The 18,226-nt window shown below is 53.7% G+C and carries 21 protein-coding genes; 11 read left to right on the plus strand and 10 right to left on the minus strand.

Annotated features, from left to right (window positions below; genetic code table 11):
• Positions 1 to 30: 30 nt before the first annotated feature.
• On the plus strand, positions 31 to 1,557 hold the full coding sequence (locus M0644_RS08060; RefSeq protein WP_286625261.1) for a hypothetical protein: 1,527 nt from the start codon (positions 31 to 33) through the stop codon (positions 1,555 to 1,557).
• A 13-nt stretch (positions 1,558 to 1,570) separates the two neighbouring features.
• Here M0644_RS08060 and bchI read toward each other — a convergent pair whose 3' ends face one another.
• Positions 1,571 to 2,638: a magnesium chelatase ATPase subunit I gene (gene bchI, locus M0644_RS08065; protein WP_255451636.1), complete on the minus strand. Its 1,068-nt coding sequence runs from the start codon at positions 2,636 to 2,638 to the stop codon at positions 1,571 to 1,573.
• A 342-nt stretch (positions 2,639 to 2,980) separates the two neighbouring features.
• Here bchI and M0644_RS08070 point away from each other — a divergent pair, with 342 nt between their 5' ends.
• Genes M0644_RS08070 through rsmI form a run of 3 tightly spaced genes read left to right on the plus strand, consistent with a single transcriptional unit; the run spans position 2,981 to position 4,923 of the window.
• A complete protein-coding gene (locus M0644_RS08070) occupies positions 2,981 to 3,457 on the plus strand; it encodes an RNA-binding protein (protein WP_286625264.1) in 477 nt (158 codons plus the stop codon).
• An 18-nt stretch (positions 3,458 to 3,475) separates the two neighbouring features.
• Positions 3,476 to 4,078, plus strand: a complete 603-nt coding sequence (cbiT, locus tag M0644_RS08075; RefSeq protein WP_149819795.1) for a precorrin-6Y C5,15-methyltransferase subunit CbiT — start codon at positions 3,476 to 3,478, stop codon at positions 4,076 to 4,078.
• Entirely contained in the window at positions 4,078 to 4,923 is an 846-nt protein-coding gene (rsmI, locus tag M0644_RS08080; RefSeq protein WP_149819797.1) for a 16S rRNA (cytidine(1402)-2'-O)-methyltransferase, read from the plus strand. The genes cbiT and rsmI overlap by 1 nt, the downstream gene beginning before the upstream one ends.
• Here rsmI and cofG read toward each other — a convergent pair.
• The 5 genes from cofG to M0644_RS08105 form a co-directional block, all read right to left on the minus strand.
• Positions 4,904 to 5,854, minus strand: a complete 951-nt coding sequence (gene cofG, locus M0644_RS08085) for a 7,8-didemethyl-8-hydroxy-5-deazariboflavin synthase subunit CofG (protein WP_286625265.1) — start codon at positions 5,852 to 5,854, stop codon at positions 4,904 to 4,906. The genes rsmI and cofG overlap by 20 nt on opposite strands.
• Positions 5,855 to 5,912: 58 nt before the next feature.
• Positions 5,913 to 6,146, minus strand: a complete 234-nt coding sequence (locus tag M0644_RS08090) for a hypothetical protein (RefSeq protein WP_149819801.1) — start codon at positions 6,144 to 6,146, stop codon at positions 5,913 to 5,915.
• 11 nt (positions 6,147 to 6,157) lie between these two features.
• Entirely contained in the window at positions 6,158 to 6,403 is a 246-nt protein-coding gene (locus tag M0644_RS08095) for a ferredoxin-thioredoxin reductase variable chain (protein WP_149819803.1), read from the minus strand.
• 119 nt (positions 6,404 to 6,522) lie between these two features.
• Positions 6,523 to 7,515 carry a CHAD domain-containing protein gene (locus tag M0644_RS08100; RefSeq protein ID WP_149819805.1) on the minus strand — a complete coding sequence of 331 codons (993 nt, stop codon included), beginning with the start codon at positions 7,513 to 7,515 and terminating at the stop codon, positions 6,523 to 6,525.
• 203 nt (positions 7,516 to 7,718) lie between these two features.
• A complete protein-coding gene (locus M0644_RS08105) occupies positions 7,719 to 8,321 on the minus strand; it encodes a superoxide dismutase (RefSeq protein WP_149819807.1) in 603 nt (200 codons plus the stop codon).
• 192 nt (positions 8,322 to 8,513) lie between these two features.
• Between M0644_RS08105 and M0644_RS08110 the strand changes: the two genes are divergently transcribed.
• The 3 genes from M0644_RS08110 to folP are packed head-to-tail and all read left to right on the plus strand — an operon-like array spanning position 8,514 to position 12,301.
• Positions 8,514 to 9,992: a phosphoglucomutase/phosphomannomutase family protein gene (locus M0644_RS08110; RefSeq protein WP_286625267.1), complete on the plus strand. Its 1,479-nt coding sequence runs from the start codon at positions 8,514 to 8,516 to the stop codon at positions 9,990 to 9,992.
• 36 nt (positions 9,993 to 10,028) lie between these two features.
• A complete protein-coding gene (locus M0644_RS08115; RefSeq protein ID WP_286625268.1) occupies positions 10,029 to 11,462 on the plus strand; it encodes an MFS transporter in 1,434 nt (477 codons plus the stop codon).
• Complete coding sequence (gene folP, locus M0644_RS08120; RefSeq protein WP_286625269.1) at positions 11,459 to 12,301, plus strand: dihydropteroate synthase; 843 nt, start codon at positions 11,459 to 11,461, stop codon at positions 12,299 to 12,301. The genes M0644_RS08115 and folP overlap by 4 nt, the downstream gene beginning before the upstream one ends.
• On the opposite strand, the gene M0644_RS08125 is transcribed toward folP, so the two are convergent.
• Complete coding sequence (locus M0644_RS08125; protein WP_149819816.1) at positions 12,298 to 12,897, minus strand: hypothetical protein; 600 nt, start codon at positions 12,895 to 12,897, stop codon at positions 12,298 to 12,300. The genes folP and M0644_RS08125 overlap by 4 nt on opposite strands.
• Before the next feature lie 162 nt (positions 12,898 to 13,059).
• Here M0644_RS08125 and M0644_RS08130 point away from each other — a divergent pair, with 162 nt between their 5' ends.
• Positions 13,060 to 14,019, plus strand: coding sequence for an ARPP-1 family domain-containing protein (locus tag M0644_RS08130; RefSeq protein ID WP_149819818.1), 960 nt, complete (start codon positions 13,060 to 13,062; stop codon positions 14,017 to 14,019).
• A gap of 3 nt (positions 14,020 to 14,022) precedes the next feature.
• Here the strand turns inward: M0644_RS08130 and M0644_RS08135 are convergent, their stop codons facing one another.
• The 3 genes from M0644_RS08135 to M0644_RS08145 are packed head-to-tail and all read right to left on the minus strand — an operon-like array spanning position 14,023 to position 15,330.
• Entirely contained in the window at positions 14,023 to 14,493 is a 471-nt protein-coding gene (locus tag M0644_RS08135) for a hypothetical protein (RefSeq protein WP_149819820.1), read from the minus strand.
• 11 nt (positions 14,494 to 14,504) lie between these two features.
• On the minus strand, positions 14,505 to 14,798 hold the full coding sequence (gene gatC / locus M0644_RS08140) for an Asp-tRNA(Asn)/Glu-tRNA(Gln) amidotransferase subunit GatC (protein WP_286625270.1): 294 nt from the start codon (positions 14,796 to 14,798) through the stop codon (positions 14,505 to 14,507).
• 10 nt (positions 14,799 to 14,808) lie between these two features.
• Positions 14,809 to 15,330 (minus strand): photosystem I assembly protein Ycf3, encoded by a 522-nt coding sequence (locus tag M0644_RS08145; RefSeq protein ID WP_286625271.1) that lies wholly within the window; start codon positions 15,328 to 15,330, stop codon positions 14,809 to 14,811.
• A gap of 278 nt (positions 15,331 to 15,608) precedes the next feature.
• Between M0644_RS08145 and M0644_RS08150 the strand changes: the two genes are divergently transcribed.
• From M0644_RS08150 to M0644_RS08160, 3 genes are read left to right on the plus strand one after another with little or no spacing between them, the layout of a single operon-like run.
• On the plus strand, positions 15,609 to 16,463 hold the full coding sequence (locus M0644_RS08150; protein WP_286625272.1) for a universal stress protein: 855 nt from the start codon (positions 15,609 to 15,611) through the stop codon (positions 16,461 to 16,463).
• A gap of 15 nt (positions 16,464 to 16,478) precedes the next feature.
• Complete coding sequence (locus M0644_RS08155; protein WP_286625274.1) at positions 16,479 to 17,102, plus strand: DUF4129 domain-containing protein; 624 nt, start codon at positions 16,479 to 16,481, stop codon at positions 17,100 to 17,102.
• Complete coding sequence (locus M0644_RS08160) at positions 17,099 to 18,226, plus strand: DUF4350 domain-containing protein (protein ID WP_286625275.1); 1,128 nt, start codon at positions 17,099 to 17,101, stop codon at positions 18,224 to 18,226. Before M0644_RS08155 ends, M0644_RS08160 begins: the two co-directional genes overlap by 4 nt.

Raw genomic sequence — 18,226 nt, forward strand, 5'->3', positions numbered from 1 at the left:
AGGTATTTCTGCAATTTTAATTGCTGTGCCATGAAAACACTGATGATTACTGTGGGCAACCGACAGGTGGGCTGGCGGTGCAAGGATGGTATTGTGCGCAATTTTGGAGCTGATGGTGATCCTGCCTGTAAGGGGGATGCGCCACCTCACCTGAGTGAGTTGTACGCGGAATTTGGCATCGAACGGGGTTTTCATGATCCTGAGGCAAAGCACCGCCACAACGTGCGCTATTTAAGTGAAATCGTTTATCGGCATTGTCAAGCCAAGAATGACTTTTCACCCGTGGTTTTGCTGCTGGATGAGCAAATCTTGGCGGAGCACTATGCCACGCCAACGGAAACCGCAGACGTGATTCTCTGGGGAACGGATCAGCCAGAATCGGTCGGTTGGCAATTTTACGCCATGGATACTTGTTGGCTGGCGCAGTTGATGGCAGGGGCAATTCAGCAGCGCTATCCCCACCTCAACGTCACGGTTTGGAACTGTCCAGTTGATGTGAATGAGAGGCAAGCCCTGTGGGACTTCACGGAAAAGCAGTTAGAGCAATATATTGAGCGTTTGCCAGAGAACGCGGCTAGCAATTGGCAGTTGCAAATTCAAACAAAGGGGTCTGTCCCTCAAATGGCAGATGCTTTGAACATGATTGCAGCAGTTCTCATGCGTCAGTATCCCGTTTGCAAAATTATTCCAACAGAGCCAAAACCGTTCTTTGATCCAAGCAATCAGTCTGCTCGCAGTGCTGAATCTTTTGAAGTGGTCTCTTTAGGTGAGATCTTTTGGCCCCTAGAGCGCCAGCGGATTGCCACAGCATGGAAACGGGGCGACTTTACGGCTGCAAAGGTACTCCTTGAAGCCCATCGCGATCGCTATGAAGCGCTCTATCACTTGGCCGATCGCCTTGCCTTAGCAAAAAACTGGAGTATTCAAGATTTTCTCAAGGGAATTCAGGGGCAACGCTGGCTGGATCAAGAGTCTACGAGACCAGTGGCTCGCAAAGCTCAACGGAACCAGTGGCGCGACGCGACGGTCACTCGCTGTCCCAATAGTGAAACGGCCACCAGCAAGTTCTTGAAAATTTGGGAATTTGAGCTATTCATTGATCTGAGCTTGCAGCAGGCGAACTATACACTAGCTTTTATGCAATTTGCCCAGATGATTGAACGACTCCTGTTTTGGCGATGCGAACAGGAAAATTGGCACACTCAGGGGCACTTAGGTGAGGCATTCTTGCAGGAGGGCAACTATCGTGATCCGAAGAAATTGCCATTGGGGGTGCTGTGGCGAGCCTGGGCAAAAGTGGAGCAGCGATCGGACGGTGATGACCTTGTTAAAAAGCTGGAGACGATCAATGAATATCGCAATGGCGTTGTTCACAAGAATCAAGCAATCACTCGTCAAGAGCTAACCGCGTTAGCCGACGTTTCAGAAGAGGCCTCCCTAAGTGAAATTCATCAAGGGCTGTTAAATGTCCTTTGCCAAGTTCTCAATCAAGAACAAATGCCAGAAAAAGGGGTGGCGCGATCGCTCTACGAGTGGGGACTAGAGCAACTGAAGTAATCCCAATCCCAGCCTAAGCAGCAATCTCCACCCCAAAGACCTCTTGGAAGACTTTGCCCACCTTGTAGCCGGAGTCAATGGACTCGAGGGGATCCTTGCGCAGGCGGTGGCGCAGACAGAGGACAATCACCCGCGCAATATCCTCAACGGTAACATCCGTGCGTCCCTCAAAGGCGGCTAGCGCCTTGGCCGCGCGGTTAGTAACAATGTCTCCCCGCAGGCCATCCACATCTAGCTCGGCACAGACTTGGGAAATTTTCACCCGCAGTTCGTAGTCAATTGTGACACTCGGCAAGAGGGCTTGGGCAGCAACTAGCTTGGCTTGCAGCGCTTCCTGTTGAGCTTGGTATTTGGCCAAAAAGGCTGCGGGGTTTTGATCAAATTGCGATCGCTGTTCCACTATTTCCACCCGCAGGGTTGGATCCTTGACGGTGCGAATTTCAGCGTGCATGCCAAAGCGATCCAGCAGTTGCGGTCGCAGTTCCCCTTCTTCAGGGTTACCAGAGCCGACCAAGACAAAGCGTGCCGGGTGACGAATTGAAATGCCTTCGCGCTCAACGGTATTCCAGCCGGAGGCAGCGGCATCGAGCAGCACATCCACTAGGTGATCATCCAGCAGGTTCACCTCGTCCACATAGAGAATACCGCGATTGGCCTTGGCCAAGAGTCCGGGCTCAAAGGCTTTCACCCCCTCAGCAAGGGCTTTTTCAATATCAATGGTGCCGCAGACCCGATCCTCAGTTGCCCCCAAGGGCAGATCCACCATCGGTACTTTTTTCTTGATGGTGTGAATGGGTTCACCCGCTGCTACGGCCACCTTGACCGCATCGCTCATCAGATCGGGATCGCTAGGATGACTGTTGAAGGGGTCATCGGCGACCACCTCAATTTCCGGCAGCAGATCCGCGAGGGCGCGAATGGTGGTTGATTTGCCCGTGCCGCGATCGCCCATAATCATCACCCCACCAATTTTGGGGTCAATGACATTGAGCAACAATGACAGTTTCATTTCGTCTTGACCGACAATTGCCGTAAAGGGAAAAACAGGCCGACGAGGGACAGCAGTCGCAGTCACAGGCATCACATCGCAAAAACAGCATTGATTATTGTGCCACATTGGGCTTGCGCTGCCACAGCAAAATTTTTCCGCAAAATCCTAGCCCTAGGTGGAGGAACTGTGATACCCTAAGTAGGGACAATTAAGGAGCTTAAGCGCTCTCATTGCTTTTGCTCTGCGACATCCATGCAGGTTCTCAATTAGCAACAATCGCTGTGAACCCATCCAGTCATTTTACACCACTAATAAAGGCGGAGACTTTGCGTACCCTTGGGGGACGTAGGCCTCAGTTGCGAGCGGTTTCTCACGCCCGACTGTCCATTTTTCAATTGTGTTGTTTTTAAGCTGCCTAAGGGAGGTTTCTTTATGTCCGTGCGTTTATATGTGGGCAATCTGCCGCGTGAACTGAGCCGCGAAGAGCTAGAAGCCCTATTTAACCAAGAAGTGGGCGAAGTAGGCACCACTAAACTGATTACCGATCGCAAGACTGGTAAGTGCCGCGGTTTCGGCTTTGTCACCGTTGAATCCGAGGAAGTGGCGGATCAGGTGATTGAGAAACTCAACGGCTACACCTTTAAGGACAATCCCCTCAAGATTGAGAAGGCCAACGACAAGCCGAAATCTGAAGCTAAGGAAAAAGAAGAAACAGTGGCCGAAAAAGCCACTCCCAGCAACCGCAATAATCGCAAAAATAATAAAAATAATGGGCGGCGTACCCAAGCCAATTCGGCGCCGGCTGAATATAGCTCCATGGATACGGAAGCTGCTCAACCGGATCCCCGCTGGGCAGATGCCCTAGCACAGCTTAAGGAACGACTCCTTGCCCAAAGCAGCAACGCTTAAAGGTTTTAGGCAGTTTCTATGACGGCGGATCCCTGGCCATTTGTGACCCCGGGTATCCCCGATGGTCTCTTTGAGCGCTTACCAGGTATTCCCCTCACCCAACGGGAAACGCGATTATTGATGCTCTCCTATTTGCGCCTTGAGCCGGACTCTTGTCTTTGGGATGTGGGCGCGGGCACGGGTACGATCGCTGTTGAGGCGGCACGCTTGGCGAAGCGGGGACAGGTGATTGCCGTTGAACGAGACGAGGAAGTGGTTGATCTGATCCAGCGCAATTGCGATCGCTTTGGCGTCAAGAATGTGCAGATTGTTGCCGGTTCCGCTCCAGATTGCTTTCCCCAGTTATGTCGCACACCGCAGCGCATTTGTCTCGAGGGGGGGCGCCCGATTAAGGAAGTTTTGCTGCAAGCGTGGGAGTATCTTGCGCCCGGTGGTCGCTTGGTGGCGATCGCCAGCAGTTTAGAAAATCTCTATGCCCTCTCTGAAGGGTTTGCGACAGTCCAAGCCCGCAGCCTAGAGGTGGTGCAATCAGTGATCAATCGTCTGGAAACGCGGGGCGGCCACCAAATTTTTGCAGCAGTGGAACCGATCTTTATTCTCAGTGGCGAGAAAATTTCCTAATGGGCAGCGGGCAACTGTGGGTGGTGGGTACCCCCATTGGCAATCTTGAGGATATAAGCGCTCGTGCCCTGCGCATTCTCAAGGCGGTGGATCTCATTGCTGCGGAGGATACACGCCACACCGGCCGCCTGTTACAGCATTTTGGCATTACCACACCCCAAATCAGTCTCCATGAGCACAATACCCAACAGCGCGTGCCCCAACTGCTTCAGCGCCTAGAGGCGGGTCAACAGATTGCCTTGGTTAGCGATGCAGGGTTACCGGGGGTGTCGGATCCCGGTTATGAATTGATCACGGCCTGTATTGCCGCAGCCATTCCGGTCACACCGATTCCCGGCGCGAATGCTGCCTTAACAGCCTTGATGGCCGCAGGATTACCGATGAATCGCTTTTGTTTTGAAGGGTTTTTGCCGACCAAGGGGCGCGATCGCCAGCAGCGATTAGCAGCACTGCAACAGGAAACGCGCACAATTCTTCTCTACGAAGCCCCCCATCGCTTGCTGCAAACGGTAACAGAGTTATGTCAAATCTTGGGGAACGATCGCCCCCTCGTCCTCGCCCGCGAACTCACAAAGCGCCACGAAGAATTTTGGCGGGGAACCCTCGGCACTGCCTGCACTTATCTACAGGAGCATCCCCCCCGTGGCGAATACACACTGGTTTTAGGCGGTGCCCCTGAACACTCTGTGGCCGTGAATCCCAATCATCTCGCAGACGAATTAGCGACACTTCTCAGCCAAGGCCTTTCTCTTACCCAAGCCAGCCGTCAACTGGCAGATCTCACAGGGCTTTCACGGCGCGACATCTATCAACTGGGACTCCAGCTCAAACAGGCATCCCCTTAACTTTCTCCCTCAAGGGCGACGGCAACCCATCCACAAATTGGGGATAGACGGGGAGTCGTGGCACTAATTCCCATCCCCACGCCTGTAATTGTTCCCTCAATGCTGCCACATTGGTGTGGGGATAGTCGGGATTGACGTGATCCAAGGGAACGATGCCCCCCAAATCGCGAGCGCCCGCGTTTAGGCACGCCCGAAAGACCTCTGGATCTGTGACCAGATTCGCAGGAATTTGAATCGTGATGTCTTCAGGCAAAAGCGATCGCGCCCAGTGTACCACGTTCGGTAATTGCCTCAGATCAAAGGGGGGCAATGCTGCTTCCTGTTGCTGGCCGGGACTGTGGGGCTGCAAAATTACCTCCTGAATATGTCCCCACCGCCGATGACACTCAGCAATGGCCGTGAGCGTTTCTGCCCAATCCTGCGGCTCTTCACCAATGCCCAAGAGCAAGCCCGTAGTGAAGGGAATGCCCAGTTCCCCGGCCTGTTCCAGTTGGTGTAAACGCAGTTGCGGATCCTTGCTAGGGGCATGGCGATGGACGCTTTGCAACAACTTCGGTGTTAATTGCTCTAGCATCAGTCCCATCGAGACATTCACCGCCTTGAGAGCGGCCATTTCTGCTCGATTGAGGGGACCCGCATTGGTATGGGGCAGAAATCCCTGATCCAAGGCTAAGGCGGCTAGATCATAGAGACGCTCTAACCATTGGGAACGCTGGGGACTGTTGGGGGCAACTTCGCCACTGAGAATCAAAATTTCTCGCACCTGTTGGGGGTCAAGCCCTGCCAACTGTTGAGCCGCCGCCTCTAAACTCAACCAACCACTCGTGCCAATATCCTGACGGAAGTTGCAGTAGGTACAGCGATTAAAACACTCGTACGTCGGTACAAGAGTAAAAGCTGGACTATAGGTGATGGTGCGATCATCGCTCATGGAGACTCACGAAAAAGTGCTCTTATCTCAGCACCCCTGCGTTCAAGGAGATAATTTCTCAATAACGGGCGATCGCGAACACGTAGAGGGCATGGCCTGCCAATAACGTTAACCACACCAGCGTTACCGTTGGCATAAAGGGTACTGCCGTGGGTTGCACCTGATGCCAAAACCAGCCACCAGAGTTAAAAGCAGCAAAAAGGGCAACATGAACCGCAAAATTCATGCGATCGTCCAAACGGCGATAGCTCGGATCACGGCGATCGGGCTTACGGGGCCAACGGGGAGGCATATAGAGGGTACCTAAATCACTTCCAGCTCGTCGGGGTGCAAATGGGCAATGAACTTGGGACTAAACCGCACCTGAATCGGGTAGTTGGGACTAATGGGACGGCCCTGCCAGTCGCTGAGAATGGCGAAAATCTCCCCTTCCATGCCCTGAATGTCAAAGGGTTCGTTACGGTGATCAGGATGGTGATAGACGATGGTAGGGGTCTTGACGCGTACCCGCAGACCGACACTTAAAGCTTGTTGCTCCATAACACTCATTCGTTTCTTGCTCTCCTCGACTGGCAGGGGTTTTGTTTTTATCGTCGCATACGGATCGGCAAGGGCGATCGCCCTAGGACAATTGAACATCAATTGTTACCATTGCCGCCCGACCTCTGTCAGTTGGCAGAGGAGATCATCGGATGACCGAGGGAGTTGCCATTGGCGCTTATTGTCATTGGTGGCATGAGGAGTAGAGAGCGCACTTGATGGCGTTTTTCGGGGCTGAGGTATTCCTGCTGGACGGAGCGCCAAGTTTGCCACTGGCGTGTTTGCTCAAGGGCAATCATTTCTGCGAGGCAAGGAGAGGCTTGGCGAAGATTGAGTCCAAGTTGGGTACGGAAAAAGTCATGGAGGACAACGCCATCGTGAAGTGTGCCTAGGAGTTCTTGCAACTGAGCAAAGGCATCTACCTGTTCAGTGAAGGTGTCTCCATAGACACTGCTAAAGAGTTCCATTTGGTAGCGTACCCGCTTGGCTTGCTTGCGTAGATCGTGGAGATCTTCACCCGCTGTTTGCAGCCACTGGGGCGGGTTACTCACCGCAAGGAAAAGGGGGCGATCGCCCTGCCATTCAATCGCCACTTGCCACCCCGGATGCAGCAACAGTTGACACACCAAGGGCAACAAAATATCTGGGGCAATCAGTTCCGTCGGTAAGTTGGCAATCTCACGATATTGAGGGGCAGCTAGCCATTCTTCTAGCCCCTGTTGCAATTTGCGATAGCGATCGCTGCGCAGCAATTGAAGGGCTTTTTGTAGCAGTTCTGTCCGTTGCTTTTCGAGTTTTTTGATCAGTTTTGCCAGTTGTTGTTGCTCAGGGCGAGGTAGGTGAGGGTAATACTGCTCCTTGAGCGCCAGCATCATCACATCCAAATCCCGTACGGGACTGAGGCTGCCGGCGATCGCCCGTACCCGCTGAATGGAGACTCCCTTGGGCAAACGTACGGTATTACAAAAGACCTCCAGAGCCGTTCGCAGGCGGCGCAAGCCCACCCGCATCTGGTGAATTGCCTCAACATCGCGATCGCGAATCACCCCCGGCTCGTGTTTGCTAATTTTGCGGTAGTACTTTTCAAAAGCGGCGTACGCGATATGCCCTAGGGTTTCCATAAGACCCCCTCCCTGCTCAACGCCTAAAGGAATACCACTATTAAATTAACGTTTATTAACCAAGGTTACTTTTATCTTAATTTTAACTTAACCATAGTTGTGGCTGAATCATGGCTCAGCAAAAAAAGCCCCGCTCGATCAGAACGGGGATCAGTGAAATCAGTGAAGTCATTCAGTAAGAGCGGAACAAAAAATTGGGAAACTTAGGCAGCCGCTAGATTTTTAGCAACAAAGTCCCAGTTCACCAGTTGGTTGAGGAAGTTATCAATGAAGTCTGGACGGCGGTTTTGGTAGTCGAGATAGTAGGCGTGCTCCCAAACATCAATCGTCAGGAGGGGCACTTGACCGTGAACCAAGGGGTTTTCGGCATTGGGGGTTTTGGTCACTTTCAGCGTACCCGCTTCGAGCACCAGCCATGCCCAACCGCTACCAAATTGGGTCGCCGCTGCATTTTTGAACTGGGACTTGAACTCGTCGTAGCTCCCAAAGGCACTGTTGATCCGGGCGGCCACATCACCCGTAGGAGCGCCACCGCCACCGGGCTTGAGGCTATTCCAGAAGAAGGTGTGATTCCACACTTGAGCCGCATTGTTGAAGATGCCCACCTTGGCAGCATCGCCATAGGTCATGCGAATGACATCTTCAAGGGATTTGTCAGCGAGTTCCGTATCTTGAGTCAGTTTATTGAGGTTATCCACGTAGGCTTTATGGTGCTTGCCATAGTGAAATTCAAAGGTTTTCGCAGACATCCCATAGGGTTCAAGGGCGCCCGGATCAAAGGGAAGGGGTTCTTGTACAAATGCCATAGTGCTCAATACCTCTCTAAAGGTGATGCAGGTTTAGGCTACTAGAGATCAGTCATCGCCAAAAGGCACCTAGCAGCAGTGCCCATCGCCTAATTAACAATTCGCAATAATTATATCATCCTCCTTTCCGCTTCAGAAAAGAGCTGTCTCGCAGCATGATATGTTCAGAGGGGTTCTTGGGTCTTGGGTTCTATGGTTGCTTCTGTCCTTCGCCTAGATCAGGTTTTGATTCCTGAGGATGCCCCGATTCGCTTTGGTACCGATGGCTGGCGCGGCATCATTGGCGCTGAGTTTACCTTTAACCGTCTGCTGCGGGCAGCCAAGGCAGCGGCGGCAGTGCTCCATCAAACCTATGGCAAGGGCACAACGCCTCGGATCATTGTGGGCTACGATCGCCGGTTTTTAGCGGAACAGTTTGCCGCAGCCGTTGCCCAATTACTGGCGAGCCAAGGCTATGAGGTGTGGCTTTCAAATTGTGCGGCACCGACCCCCGCCTTTAGTTGGGCCGTCAAAGCAGAGGGAGCCATTGGCGGCTTGGTAATGACGGCAAGTCACAATCCCGGTATCTATGCGGGACTGAAGGTGAAGGGCGCCTTTGGTGGCTCCGTACCCACGACCGTCACCCAAGCCATTGAAGCGCAGTTAGCTCAGGGAGAGCCGCCACCCGTGGGTGAGGCCAAAACAGACTATCAAGTCTTTGATCCGTGGCCCAGCTATTGTGCGGCCTTGCGCACTCATGTTGATCCAAGCCCCATTCGTGAGGCGATCGCCAGCGGTAAGCTGCGGATCTGTGCCGATGTTATGCATGGGGTGGCCGCAGGAGGGCTAGAGCGCTTGTTGGATTTAGCGATACCAGAGTTTCGGCGCGATCGCGATCCCCTCTTTGGGGGAGGTGCCCCTGAACCCATTGGCCGTTATTTAACCGCAACCCAAGAGCAACTGCGGCAACAACACAGTGCCATCCCAACAGTGTGTTTAGTCTTTGATGGTGATGCCGATCGCCTAGCAGTCATTGATGGCGAGGGGGTGCTGTACACTGCCCAAGAAATTATTCCCATCTTGATTGATCATCTGGCACAACACAGTAGCTACCGAGGGGCCGTGATCAAATCCATTAGCAGTTCTGATCTAGTGGCGCGAGTGTCCGCCCACCATGGTTTAGCGGTGATTGAAACGCCCATTGGCTTTAAGTACATTGGCGATCGCATGCTGGCAGGGGAAGCTGTCCTCTTGGGCGGTGAAGAATCAGGGGGAATTGGCTATGGCCATCATCTTCCTGAACGAGATGCCTTACTCTCAGCACTGTACCTACTACAAGCCCTAGTGACATCTGGCTTGAGCGTAGGGGAATACTATCAGCAGTTGCAGGCAACCACGAACTTTTACAGTGCCTACGATCGCGTTGATCTCACCCTCGCGTCCTTAGCGCAGCGACAACAACTAGAAGCAATCCTAGCAGCGCATCCCTTCACCCAGATTTTGGATAGCCCCGTGAGCCACTGGGAGAGCATTGACGGCTACAAGTTTCATCTGGCCGATGGCGGTTGGTTACTGATTCGCTTTAGTGGCACCGAACCCCTGCTGCGCCTCTACTGCCAAGGGAAAACGCCTGAACAGGTGCAGCGCATTTTAGAATGGGCAAGTCAATGGGCAGTTGCAGTGGCTGGCTAATCGTTAAAAAAAAACAATCGCAATGGACAACGCATCATGCCATTAGACCCATCCAGCCCAAACTCCGCTGCCACCAGTGCCCGTTCGCCCCTTTCCCTATGGACAAAACTTGCCTTTGGTGCTGGTGATCTCGGAACCGCCATCACTGCCAATTTACAGGTGTTTTTCCTGATGGTGTTCTTGACCAATGTGGCTGGCCTCAATGCGGGCTTGGCAGGCAGTGTGTTGATGATTGGCAAAATCTGGGATGCCATCAATGATCCGATCATCGGCTATTTGAGCGATCGCACCCCTGTGGGCAAGTGGGGACGCCGCCACATCTGGATGATCCTAGCAGCCCTTCCCTTTGGCATTTGCTTTTTCTTGAACTGGTGGGTACCAACGACGGATCAAGGGTTGCTCTTTGGCTACTACGTTCTCATGGGTCTCCTCTTTAACACGTTTTACACCGCAGTCAACCTACCCTACAGCGCCCTAACACCAGAACTGACAGAAGACTACAACGAACGCACTAGTCTGAATAGTTTTCGCTTTGCCTTTTCCATTGGCGGCAGTATTGGCTCACTCCTATTGGCGCAAATTCTCTTCCAAGTCATTAAGGAACCCAAAACTCAGTACATTGTCCTGGGGGGCATTGCCGCTGTATTATCTGTGCTGCCCATCTATTGGTGTGTCTGGGGCACACGGGGACGGGTACGGGAGTTTGAACGGCATACCCCCAGCAGTGGCCAAAGTCTTTTACCCTTGAAGACGCAACTGCGGTTGGTCTTTAGCAATCGGCCCTTCCTATTCGTGATGGGCATTTACCTCTGTTCTTGGCTAGCGGTGCAAATTACTGCCTCGCTGATTCCCTTTTTTATTGGCGATTGGTTGCAAATGTCCCCCGCTGAATATACGCAAGTGGCGCTGGCGGTGCAATCGACGGCGATGATCATGCTTTTTGTTTGGAGTGCCGTGAGTCGGCGTATTGGCAAGAAGGCGGTCTATTACATGGGCATGGCACTGTGGATTATTGCCCAAGCTGGCTTGTTTTTATTGCAGCCGGGACAAACAACGCTGGTCTATATCTGCGCGATTCTGGCGGGGTTTGGGGTTTCAACGGCCTACCTTGTCCCTTGGTCAATGATTCCCGATGTGATTGATCTCGATGAACTCAACAGTGGCCAACGGCGGGAGGGGATCTTCTATGCCTTTATGGTGCTACTGCAAAAAATTGGTCTTGCCTTGGGGCTATTTCTCGTCGGTCAGGCCTTGCAGTGGGCAGGCTACCTCTCCAGCGTTGCCGGTGAACCGCGCCCCGTTCAGCCCCCCTCGGCACTGTTGGCAATCCGCATTGCCATTGGACCGCTACCAACCTTTTTTCTCATTATTGGCATTGTTTTAGCCTACCTCTATCCCATTACGCAAGCGGTACACCAAGAGATTCTCTTAAGGCTGCACGCTAAACGGCAAGGAGAGGCTAGTGCATGAAGGACTGGTACGTGGGCGATCGCGCCCTTGTTTGGGGGAAGCGCACCTACATCATGGGGATCTTAAATATCACCCCCGACAGTTTTAGCGATGGCGGTGACTTTTTTAATCCCGCCAGTGCCGTTGCCCATGCCCTTGAGATGGTGGCGGCAGGGGTTGATGTCATTGATATCGGCGGTGAGTCCACCCGTCCGGGCGCCAGTGAAGTGCCCATTAGTGCTGAGTTAGCGCGGGTGTTGCCCGTGATTGAGGGCATCCGTCAGCAGTCGCAGATTCCCATTTCCATTGATACCACCCATGCGGTGGTTGCCCGCGCAGCCGTCGAAGCCGGTGCCAATATTGTCAACGATGTCTCAGGCGGGCAGGCGGATCCGGAAATGTTTGCCACGGTAGCGGCATTGGGGGTGCCCTATATCCTCATGCATCGGCGGGGAACGCCAGCCACCATGCAGCAATTAACGGACTACGAGGATTTGATTGGTGATTTGCTTCGCTATTTTCAGGAACAAACGCAGCGGGCAGTTGCCAGCGGCATTCTCCCCGAGCATCTGATGATTGATCCCGGTATTGGCTTTGCCAAAACCACGCCCCAGAATCTCACCCTTTTACGAGAACTGCGGCAATTTCACAGCCTTGGCTATCCTCTCCTGCTGGGGCCATCGCGCAAACGCTTTATTGGTGATATCCTGAACCTGCCCAATCCTAAAGACCGGGTTTGGGGTACCGCAGCGGTCTGCTGTCATGCCATTGCCCAAGGGGTCGAGATGGTGCGTGTCCACGATGTGGCGGCAATGGTGCAGGTGTGTCGGATGGCCGATGTGCTCTGGCGATCGCCCTAGAGGGACTCAAACCACTTCAGGAGACCAATGGCTATCAGAAACAGACTGGCAGCGCCTTCTAAGTAGGGCGTAAAGTGCAGAGGGGCTTGTTCCCGTAGTTGCTGCCCCAACCAAAAGCCACTGCCAATGCAGACCCAACTGGTTACTGTACTCGCTATCACAGCACTAGCGATCGGTAACTGTGCCAAACCCGCAGCTACCCCTGTGGCAAGGTTCGTCAGGGTCAATGCTAAACCCAACAGCAGCGACTGGTAGAGCGTGAAGTCATAGGCATAGTCAAGAATCGGTAATAAGTTCGGCTTTATGGTTTTAGAGGGATGATTCAAGTTGAGCAAGACTCCCCCCAGTGCCGATGCCCCCATGACGATTAGCAAGCCACTGCCAAGCCGCTGTGTCCAAATCAACGGCACATACTGCTCTACCCACCCACCCAACTCCATGGCCAAAAAGGTACTGCTACCAGAAAGAGCCGCAATCAGGACATTCCCCAGCCAACTCATACGATAGCGGCGCAGACCATAGCTAACGGCCACGCTAAAGTTATCCATATTGGTGGCAAAACCAAAGAGTAGGGAGGCGATCGCGACTGGGAGCATTGGAACCTCTCAAGAATTCACCCTGAGCATAAGCGATTTCTAAGGACAAAGGCACCTGTTAATTAAGATGGTTTGGCGGGGCGATCGCAAATTTTCTGGGTGGATGCATATCCCTAACAACAGCAATGGATAACCAGATGTATACCCTTGCGAGGTGATCCCATGAATCTTCTCCAAGAACTCCTACAAACCGTTGAAATTGGCACTCCCCAAACCTTTGGTGGCATGACGCTGTTTCCCCTGCTGCGCCCGATTGTGGCAGAACCCGACTATTGGACGCTGACGGAAGCAATGAACCAAAACCTGCTAAAGATTACCGAGGTGTCTGAAGGGGGGCATGTGCCTGAACTCCTGTGCCATAACTGGAGCGATCGCTCGGTACTGCTTGTGGATGGGGAAGAACTCGTCGGTGCCAAGCAAAACCGTATTCTTAACCTCACAGTACTTGTACCTGCCCACACTGATCTGAAAATTCCCGTCTCCTGTGTTGAACGGGGTCGCTGGCACTACCGCTGCCGTGAGTTTGCCGCTGCTGATCGCGCCTACCATGCCACAGGGCGCGCCAAGAAACTCCGCTATGTTACAGAGTCGTTGAAACACAGGGGAAGCCGCCGTGCTGATCAGGGGGAAATCTGGGCGGATGTCGATGACCATCTGCTTTTCTTTGCTTGCAAGTCCGCCACCGATGCCCTCGCTGATGTTTATGAAAAAGAAGCCCACTCCCTCGATGAGTACGTCCAAGCATTTCGGGCGATCGCCCAGCAGATTGGTGCGCTTTTCGTCGTGCACGGTCAAATTTTGGGCTTGGAACTCTTTGACTTCCCTGCTACCTTTGGCAAACTGCTCCCCAAATTCAGCCGCAGCTACGGCCTTGAAGCCCTGAAACCCTCTCTTTCTCACGGTTCAGAAGTCACAACTGCCGATGCTAAAGCCTTTTTGACGACTGTGGCGGCTGCAACGGCTGAAACCTTTGAGGCCTTGGCCGAAGGCACAGATGTGCGGCTCACCCATCCCGAAGTCATTGGTAGTGCCCTTGTGGCCAAGGGGCGAGTGGTGCACTTGAGCGCCTTTCCCACCGAGATCACCCAGTCCAAACGCCGGCGGTCAGGTTGGGAAATTTAAGTCCTAGGGACAATTGCTGCGCCCCGGTGCCGGCACACACAACTCCCATTCCGCATTGAAGGGTTCGTAGCCGAGAGCCACCCCCGCCCGTTCTGCTTGGTAGCGCACCTCCTCAAAGCAGTCAAAGCCATCGGGGCGCACGGCAATGATAATGTACTCGCGATCGCTCTGACGGCGGAGATTGGCCAACAAAATGGCCAGCGTGGAAGTGGGCTTGCCGAGGTCTGCTTTGGACACCAGCACCTTTTGGGGATGGATGATCACCCCCTCGCGACGGCACTCCAGATAGCGGGGGGTACGCCCGTCATTTTGGGCATTTTCCCGTGCCAAGATTTGCACATTGGTACGTTCTCGCCCAAGGCTACTAGCACTAATCACCACCACCAGCAGGATCAGCGTGCCAATGGTGCAGGCCAAGATCGAGAGGAAGGGAAATAAGTCCAGTTGTAAATGGTGGGATTGACGCCGCCGCACAGCCTGATGCCTTACATAATTTTGGGCACACGGAAAAAGTCATCCTCGCGATCCGGGGCGATCGCCAGTAGATCCTCGCGATTTGGCCAAGGCTCCAACACATCGGGACGGGTTACATTACTGACTTCAATCGCACGGGTCGTCGGTGGAATATCCGTGACATCCAGTTCACTCAATTGGTTCACATAGTCAAGGATGCTATCTAGTTGCTGGGTCAGGGCTTCAATCTCGCTTTCCTCAAGGGCGAGGCGAGCCAAGTGAGCCACCTTGCGCACATCCTCTGCGGTAATGACTTTTGTTGCCATGTGTACTCCCTTAGAAATAAACATCCATCCTGGAGCGACCCGTGGTCTTCAGCCAGTTTTGCGCCTCGATATAGTTATTGGGCGCCAGTTGAATCGCCCGTTTCCAGTAGTCTGCGGCGCGATCGAAGAGTTGTTCAGCCTCCTCGGAACGCTGTTGCTCCTCTGCCTGTGTGCCCAAGTAGTGGTAGATCACCGCGATATTATTAAGGGCTTGGGGCATGCGGGGATTGAGTTCAAGGGCTTGGTGATAATACTCTAGGGCTTTTTCATGATCGCCGTTACTGGCGTGGATCAGGCCAATGTTGTAGAGAATGTAGCTGCGATCGTTGGGGTCTTCCTCTAGTTCTAGGGCTGCTTGGTAGTTCTCCAGTGCCTCGGCATATTCCCCGTCCGCTTGGGCAGACATGCCATCGCGATAATAGGCAAAGGCGGTTTTTGACTGCGAACTGGTGGGCAAGACCTTGAGAATGAGGTCAGCCATGACCGTAAAGGTTTTGTCAATAAAATTGTCGTTCCGTTGTGATCGCGGCATAGGGCTTCCTTGAACGGTCTCTTGCTTAGTGTATCAAAAGCACTCCCAAGGGCGCCCCCTAGCCAATGCCTAAGATTTGTAGCATTCCACCAAGAAGCCCCTACCCCAGACCTAAGATCGTCATACAGCCCTTTTCTTGAGATGTGGCGTGTACGAATGAGGAGAGCATCCTATCCTCCAGCAGTTTTGACTGTTTTCAGCGTGTGCCATCCTTGGGAAAAGGGCTGTAGTGGCCATCCGTGCCCTGATGCTCACCAGATGTTGGGAGTTTAAGATTTATGATTGAAAATATTCTATTGGCAGACTCAGGAACTGGACAATCCGAACAAATGCTCAAGTCGCTGATGGAGTTGCCAGCGATTCAACGGGCTGCCGTCACTGTTTTGCACGTGATTCCACCGAAAATTACTGCCGAGGAGATGGCCGAACAACGTCAAGCGGGTGCCAAACTCCTAGCGGAAGCCGTTGCTCGACTGCATCTTGACCCAGTGATTAGTGTCAATACCATGCTGCGGGAGGGGGATCCCAAAGATACCGTGTTGCACGTGGCCGATGAAATCAATGCCGACTTAATCATCATGGGATCGCGGGGACTCAAGCGCCTGCAATCCATTCTCGAAAACTCCGTCAGCCAGTATGTGTTTCAACTGTCTTCCCGACCGATGTTGCTGGTGCGCGATGACCTCTTTGTGAAGAAAATCAACCGCATCATGGTAGCGCTCAATAATTCCGCCGCAGCCAAGGCCTCCTTGGACTTAGCCGTACGCCTGATGGAGGGGGTCAAGGGCGGTAAATTGATTCTTGCCCACGTCAATCCCGACCTCAAGGGTCATGCTGATACCCCCAGCACGGCTGCTGAAAAAGATCCGATTCTCTCGGAAGCCGCAACGGTGGCCAAGCAGCGGGGTGTGGAATACCAGTGTGTCCTGACCACCGGTAAGCCCGGTGAAGAAATCTGCCGCATTGCTGCTGATACCAATGCCGATCTCCTCGTTCTGGGTTCCCCGGATCGGCGTCCGTCCATCGCCCGCAGTTTGCCCGATTTAGATCGCCTCTTGGGCACCTCCCTTTCAGACTATGTGCGGGTCTATGCTGAGTGCCCCGTGCTCTTTGTGCGACAATTGGAGGCGTAATCTGGGCTAGCGGCGGTGAGCCTTTTTGATGATCTGCGCTGGCAGGGCGATCGCCAGGGGCGACAATTGGCTGAAGCCCTTGAGTACAGCTTTCGCCAACTCTTTCGCCAGCAAACGGAGCCATTTTGGGAGGATTCCCCCTCCTTAGAGGCATGGCTACGCTGGTTCTTTCAAGGGGTCTTGCTCGTTGGCCTTGGACTCGCCCTCTATTTCCTAGGGCGCAGCCTGTGGCGATGGTGGCAGCGGCGATCGCGATCCTCCTCAGCAACACTGGTTTCTACCCTTGAGGAGCGACCGCGGCCTGTGCGCGAGTGGCTGGAACTTGCTCAAGACCTGCAATTGGCGGGGGATTATGGGGGTGCTTGTCGTGCCCTCTACATGGCCTTGCTCTATCGGTTGCAGGAAGCGGGCTGGCTACGGCTACAGCCCCACTGGACCAATGGCGACTATCTACGGGAATTGGAGCGACTCTTTCAACTGGGGGAGCGATCGCCAGCCGTGCGGCGGAGTATTCAGCACCTCTTTCAAGTTCACAGTCGCAGTTACTATGGCGCCGAGGCGGTGGATGCCCAAACCCTAGCCACCTGTCAAGCCGCCTATTTTGAGGTGGACCCCTTCCTGCGGGAGCGCCAGCAATGATCGCGATCAACCGTCGCCAGTGGTTTTTCCTCGGCTTCGCTGTCCTTGTGCTGCTGGTGGTCGGCCTCCTGATTCTGGCGGCGGCGCCGAGTAGCCGCGCTGGCTCCTCCTTTGATGCCTCCCCTTGGGGCACGCAGCAGTTTTATACCTACCTAGAGCAGCAGGGGTTTCGGGTGGAGCGCTGGCAGCGGAACTATAACAACCTCAGGGGCACAGGGCACATTCTTATTCAGATTAGTGGTCGTCCCATTGGTTGGTCACCGTCCCTTGTGGAGTGGCTGGCTCAGGGCAATACGCTGGTGCGCTTCTACTGGCATGGTGAACCCACCGCAGCCCCCTTTGCGGCACGGCTCTCGACGCCCCAGGGCAAGGTCTTGATTGAAACCCGCCGCCGCGTTCCTTTCCAGCAGGGCGATCGCTCTCTCCTCAAGGATGATCACGGTTTGATTGTCTATCTCAGACGCTCTAATAGTCCCCATAACCATGAACAGCGTATCCTTGGCGTCTATCCTTGGTTGGTGGCCAATGTCTATGGCGGCGAAACGGCCCTTGCCAACTTTGCGGTTGTGGCTCAGCTCTTGCAGGAGGTGGCCGAACCAGGGGCAACGATATACTTTGATGAATGGCTCCACGGCTACCGCCAACGCACTCCAGAGGATGTGGTCAGGGAGACGGTGCCTGAAACCCTCTTCGACTACTTCAGTCGTACCCCTTGGCTGGCTGTGGGGGTGCAATTCAGCCTCTTGCTCCTCTTTTTGCTATGGCAGCAAAGTCAACGTTTTGGCCCACCCCTATTGGAAAAAGAACCTGTGGCCAGTAATAGTGCCGCCTACATTGCAGCCCTCGCAGGCGTTCTTGAGCGGGCACAGCAGCGGCACTTTGTCCTAGAACAGCTGCAAGATCGCTTTCGCTATGATTTAGCCAACCAACTCGGCCTTGCCGCCAATCCTCACCATCTGCCTAGGGATTCAGAACTCATTCAGGCATGGCAGACCACAACGGGGCGATCGCCGCAACACCTGCAAGACCTCCTCAGTATTCCCCACAGCATTGATGATTCTCAGTTACTCAAGTGGCTAGAGCAGGCCGGCAGTGCCCTACAGGCTCTGAAAAGGGCTGTCTAA

The organism is Thermosynechococcus sp. B1, from assembly GCF_030322985.1.
GTDB lineage: Bacteria > Cyanobacteriota > Cyanobacteriia > Thermosynechococcales > Thermosynechococcaceae > Thermosynechococcus.

Bases quoted from the DNA above. Each gene is read 5' to 3' on its own strand.
- M0644_RS08110 (WP_286625267.1), top strand. From the start codon at position 8,514: ATGGTTGCTTCTGTCCTTCGCCTAGATCAGGTTTTGATTCCTGAGGAT.
- M0644_RS08100 (WP_149819805.1), bottom strand. From the start codon at position 7,515: ATGGAAACCCTAGGGCATATCGCGTACGCCGCTTTTGAAAAGTACTAC.
- gatC (WP_286625270.1), bottom strand. From the start codon at position 14,798: ATGGCAACAAAAGTCATTACCGCAGAGGATGTGCGCAAGGTGGCTCAC.
- bchI (WP_255451636.1), bottom strand. From the start codon at position 2,638: ATGCCTGTGACTGCGACTGCTGTCCCTCGTCGGCCTGTTTTTCCCTTT.
- M0644_RS08160 (WP_286625275.1), top strand. From the start codon at position 17,099: ATGATCGCGATCAACCGTCGCCAGTGGTTTTTCCTCGGCTTCGCTGTC.
- M0644_RS08130 (WP_149819818.1), top strand. From the start codon at position 13,060: ATGAATCTTCTCCAAGAACTCCTACAAACCGTTGAAATTGGCACTCCC.
- M0644_RS08115 (WP_286625268.1), top strand. From the start codon at position 10,029: ATGCCATTAGACCCATCCAGCCCAAACTCCGCTGCCACCAGTGCCCGT.
- folP (WP_286625269.1), top strand. From the start codon at position 11,459: ATGAAGGACTGGTACGTGGGCGATCGCGCCCTTGTTTGGGGGAAGCGC.
- M0644_RS08145 (WP_286625271.1), bottom strand. From the start codon at position 15,330: ATGCCGCGATCACAACGGAACGACAATTTTATTGACAAAACCTTTACG.
- M0644_RS08105 (WP_149819807.1), bottom strand. From the start codon at position 8,321: ATGGCATTTGTACAAGAACCCCTTCCCTTTGATCCGGGCGCCCTTGAA.
- M0644_RS08090 (WP_149819801.1), bottom strand. From the start codon at position 6,146: ATGCCTCCCCGTTGGCCCCGTAAGCCCGATCGCCGTGATCCGAGCTAT.
- M0644_RS08060 (WP_286625261.1), top strand. From the start codon at position 31: ATGAAAACACTGATGATTACTGTGGGCAACCGACAGGTGGGCTGGCGG.
- M0644_RS08125 (WP_149819816.1), bottom strand. From the start codon at position 12,897: ATGCTCCCAGTCGCGATCGCCTCCCTACTCTTTGGTTTTGCCACCAAT.
- M0644_RS08070 (WP_286625264.1), top strand. From the start codon at position 2,981: ATGTCCGTGCGTTTATATGTGGGCAATCTGCCGCGTGAACTGAGCCGC.
- cofG (WP_286625265.1), bottom strand. From the start codon at position 5,854: ATGAGCGATGATCGCACCATCACCTATAGTCCAGCTTTTACTCTTGTA.
- M0644_RS08150 (WP_286625272.1), top strand. From the start codon at position 15,609: ATGATTGAAAATATTCTATTGGCAGACTCAGGAACTGGACAATCCGAA.
- rsmI (WP_149819797.1), top strand. From the start codon at position 4,078: ATGGGCAGCGGGCAACTGTGGGTGGTGGGTACCCCCATTGGCAATCTT.
- M0644_RS08095 (WP_149819803.1), bottom strand. From the start codon at position 6,403: ATGAGTGTTATGGAGCAACAAGCTTTAAGTGTCGGTCTGCGGGTACGC.
- cbiT (WP_149819795.1), top strand. From the start codon at position 3,476: ATGACGGCGGATCCCTGGCCATTTGTGACCCCGGGTATCCCCGATGGT.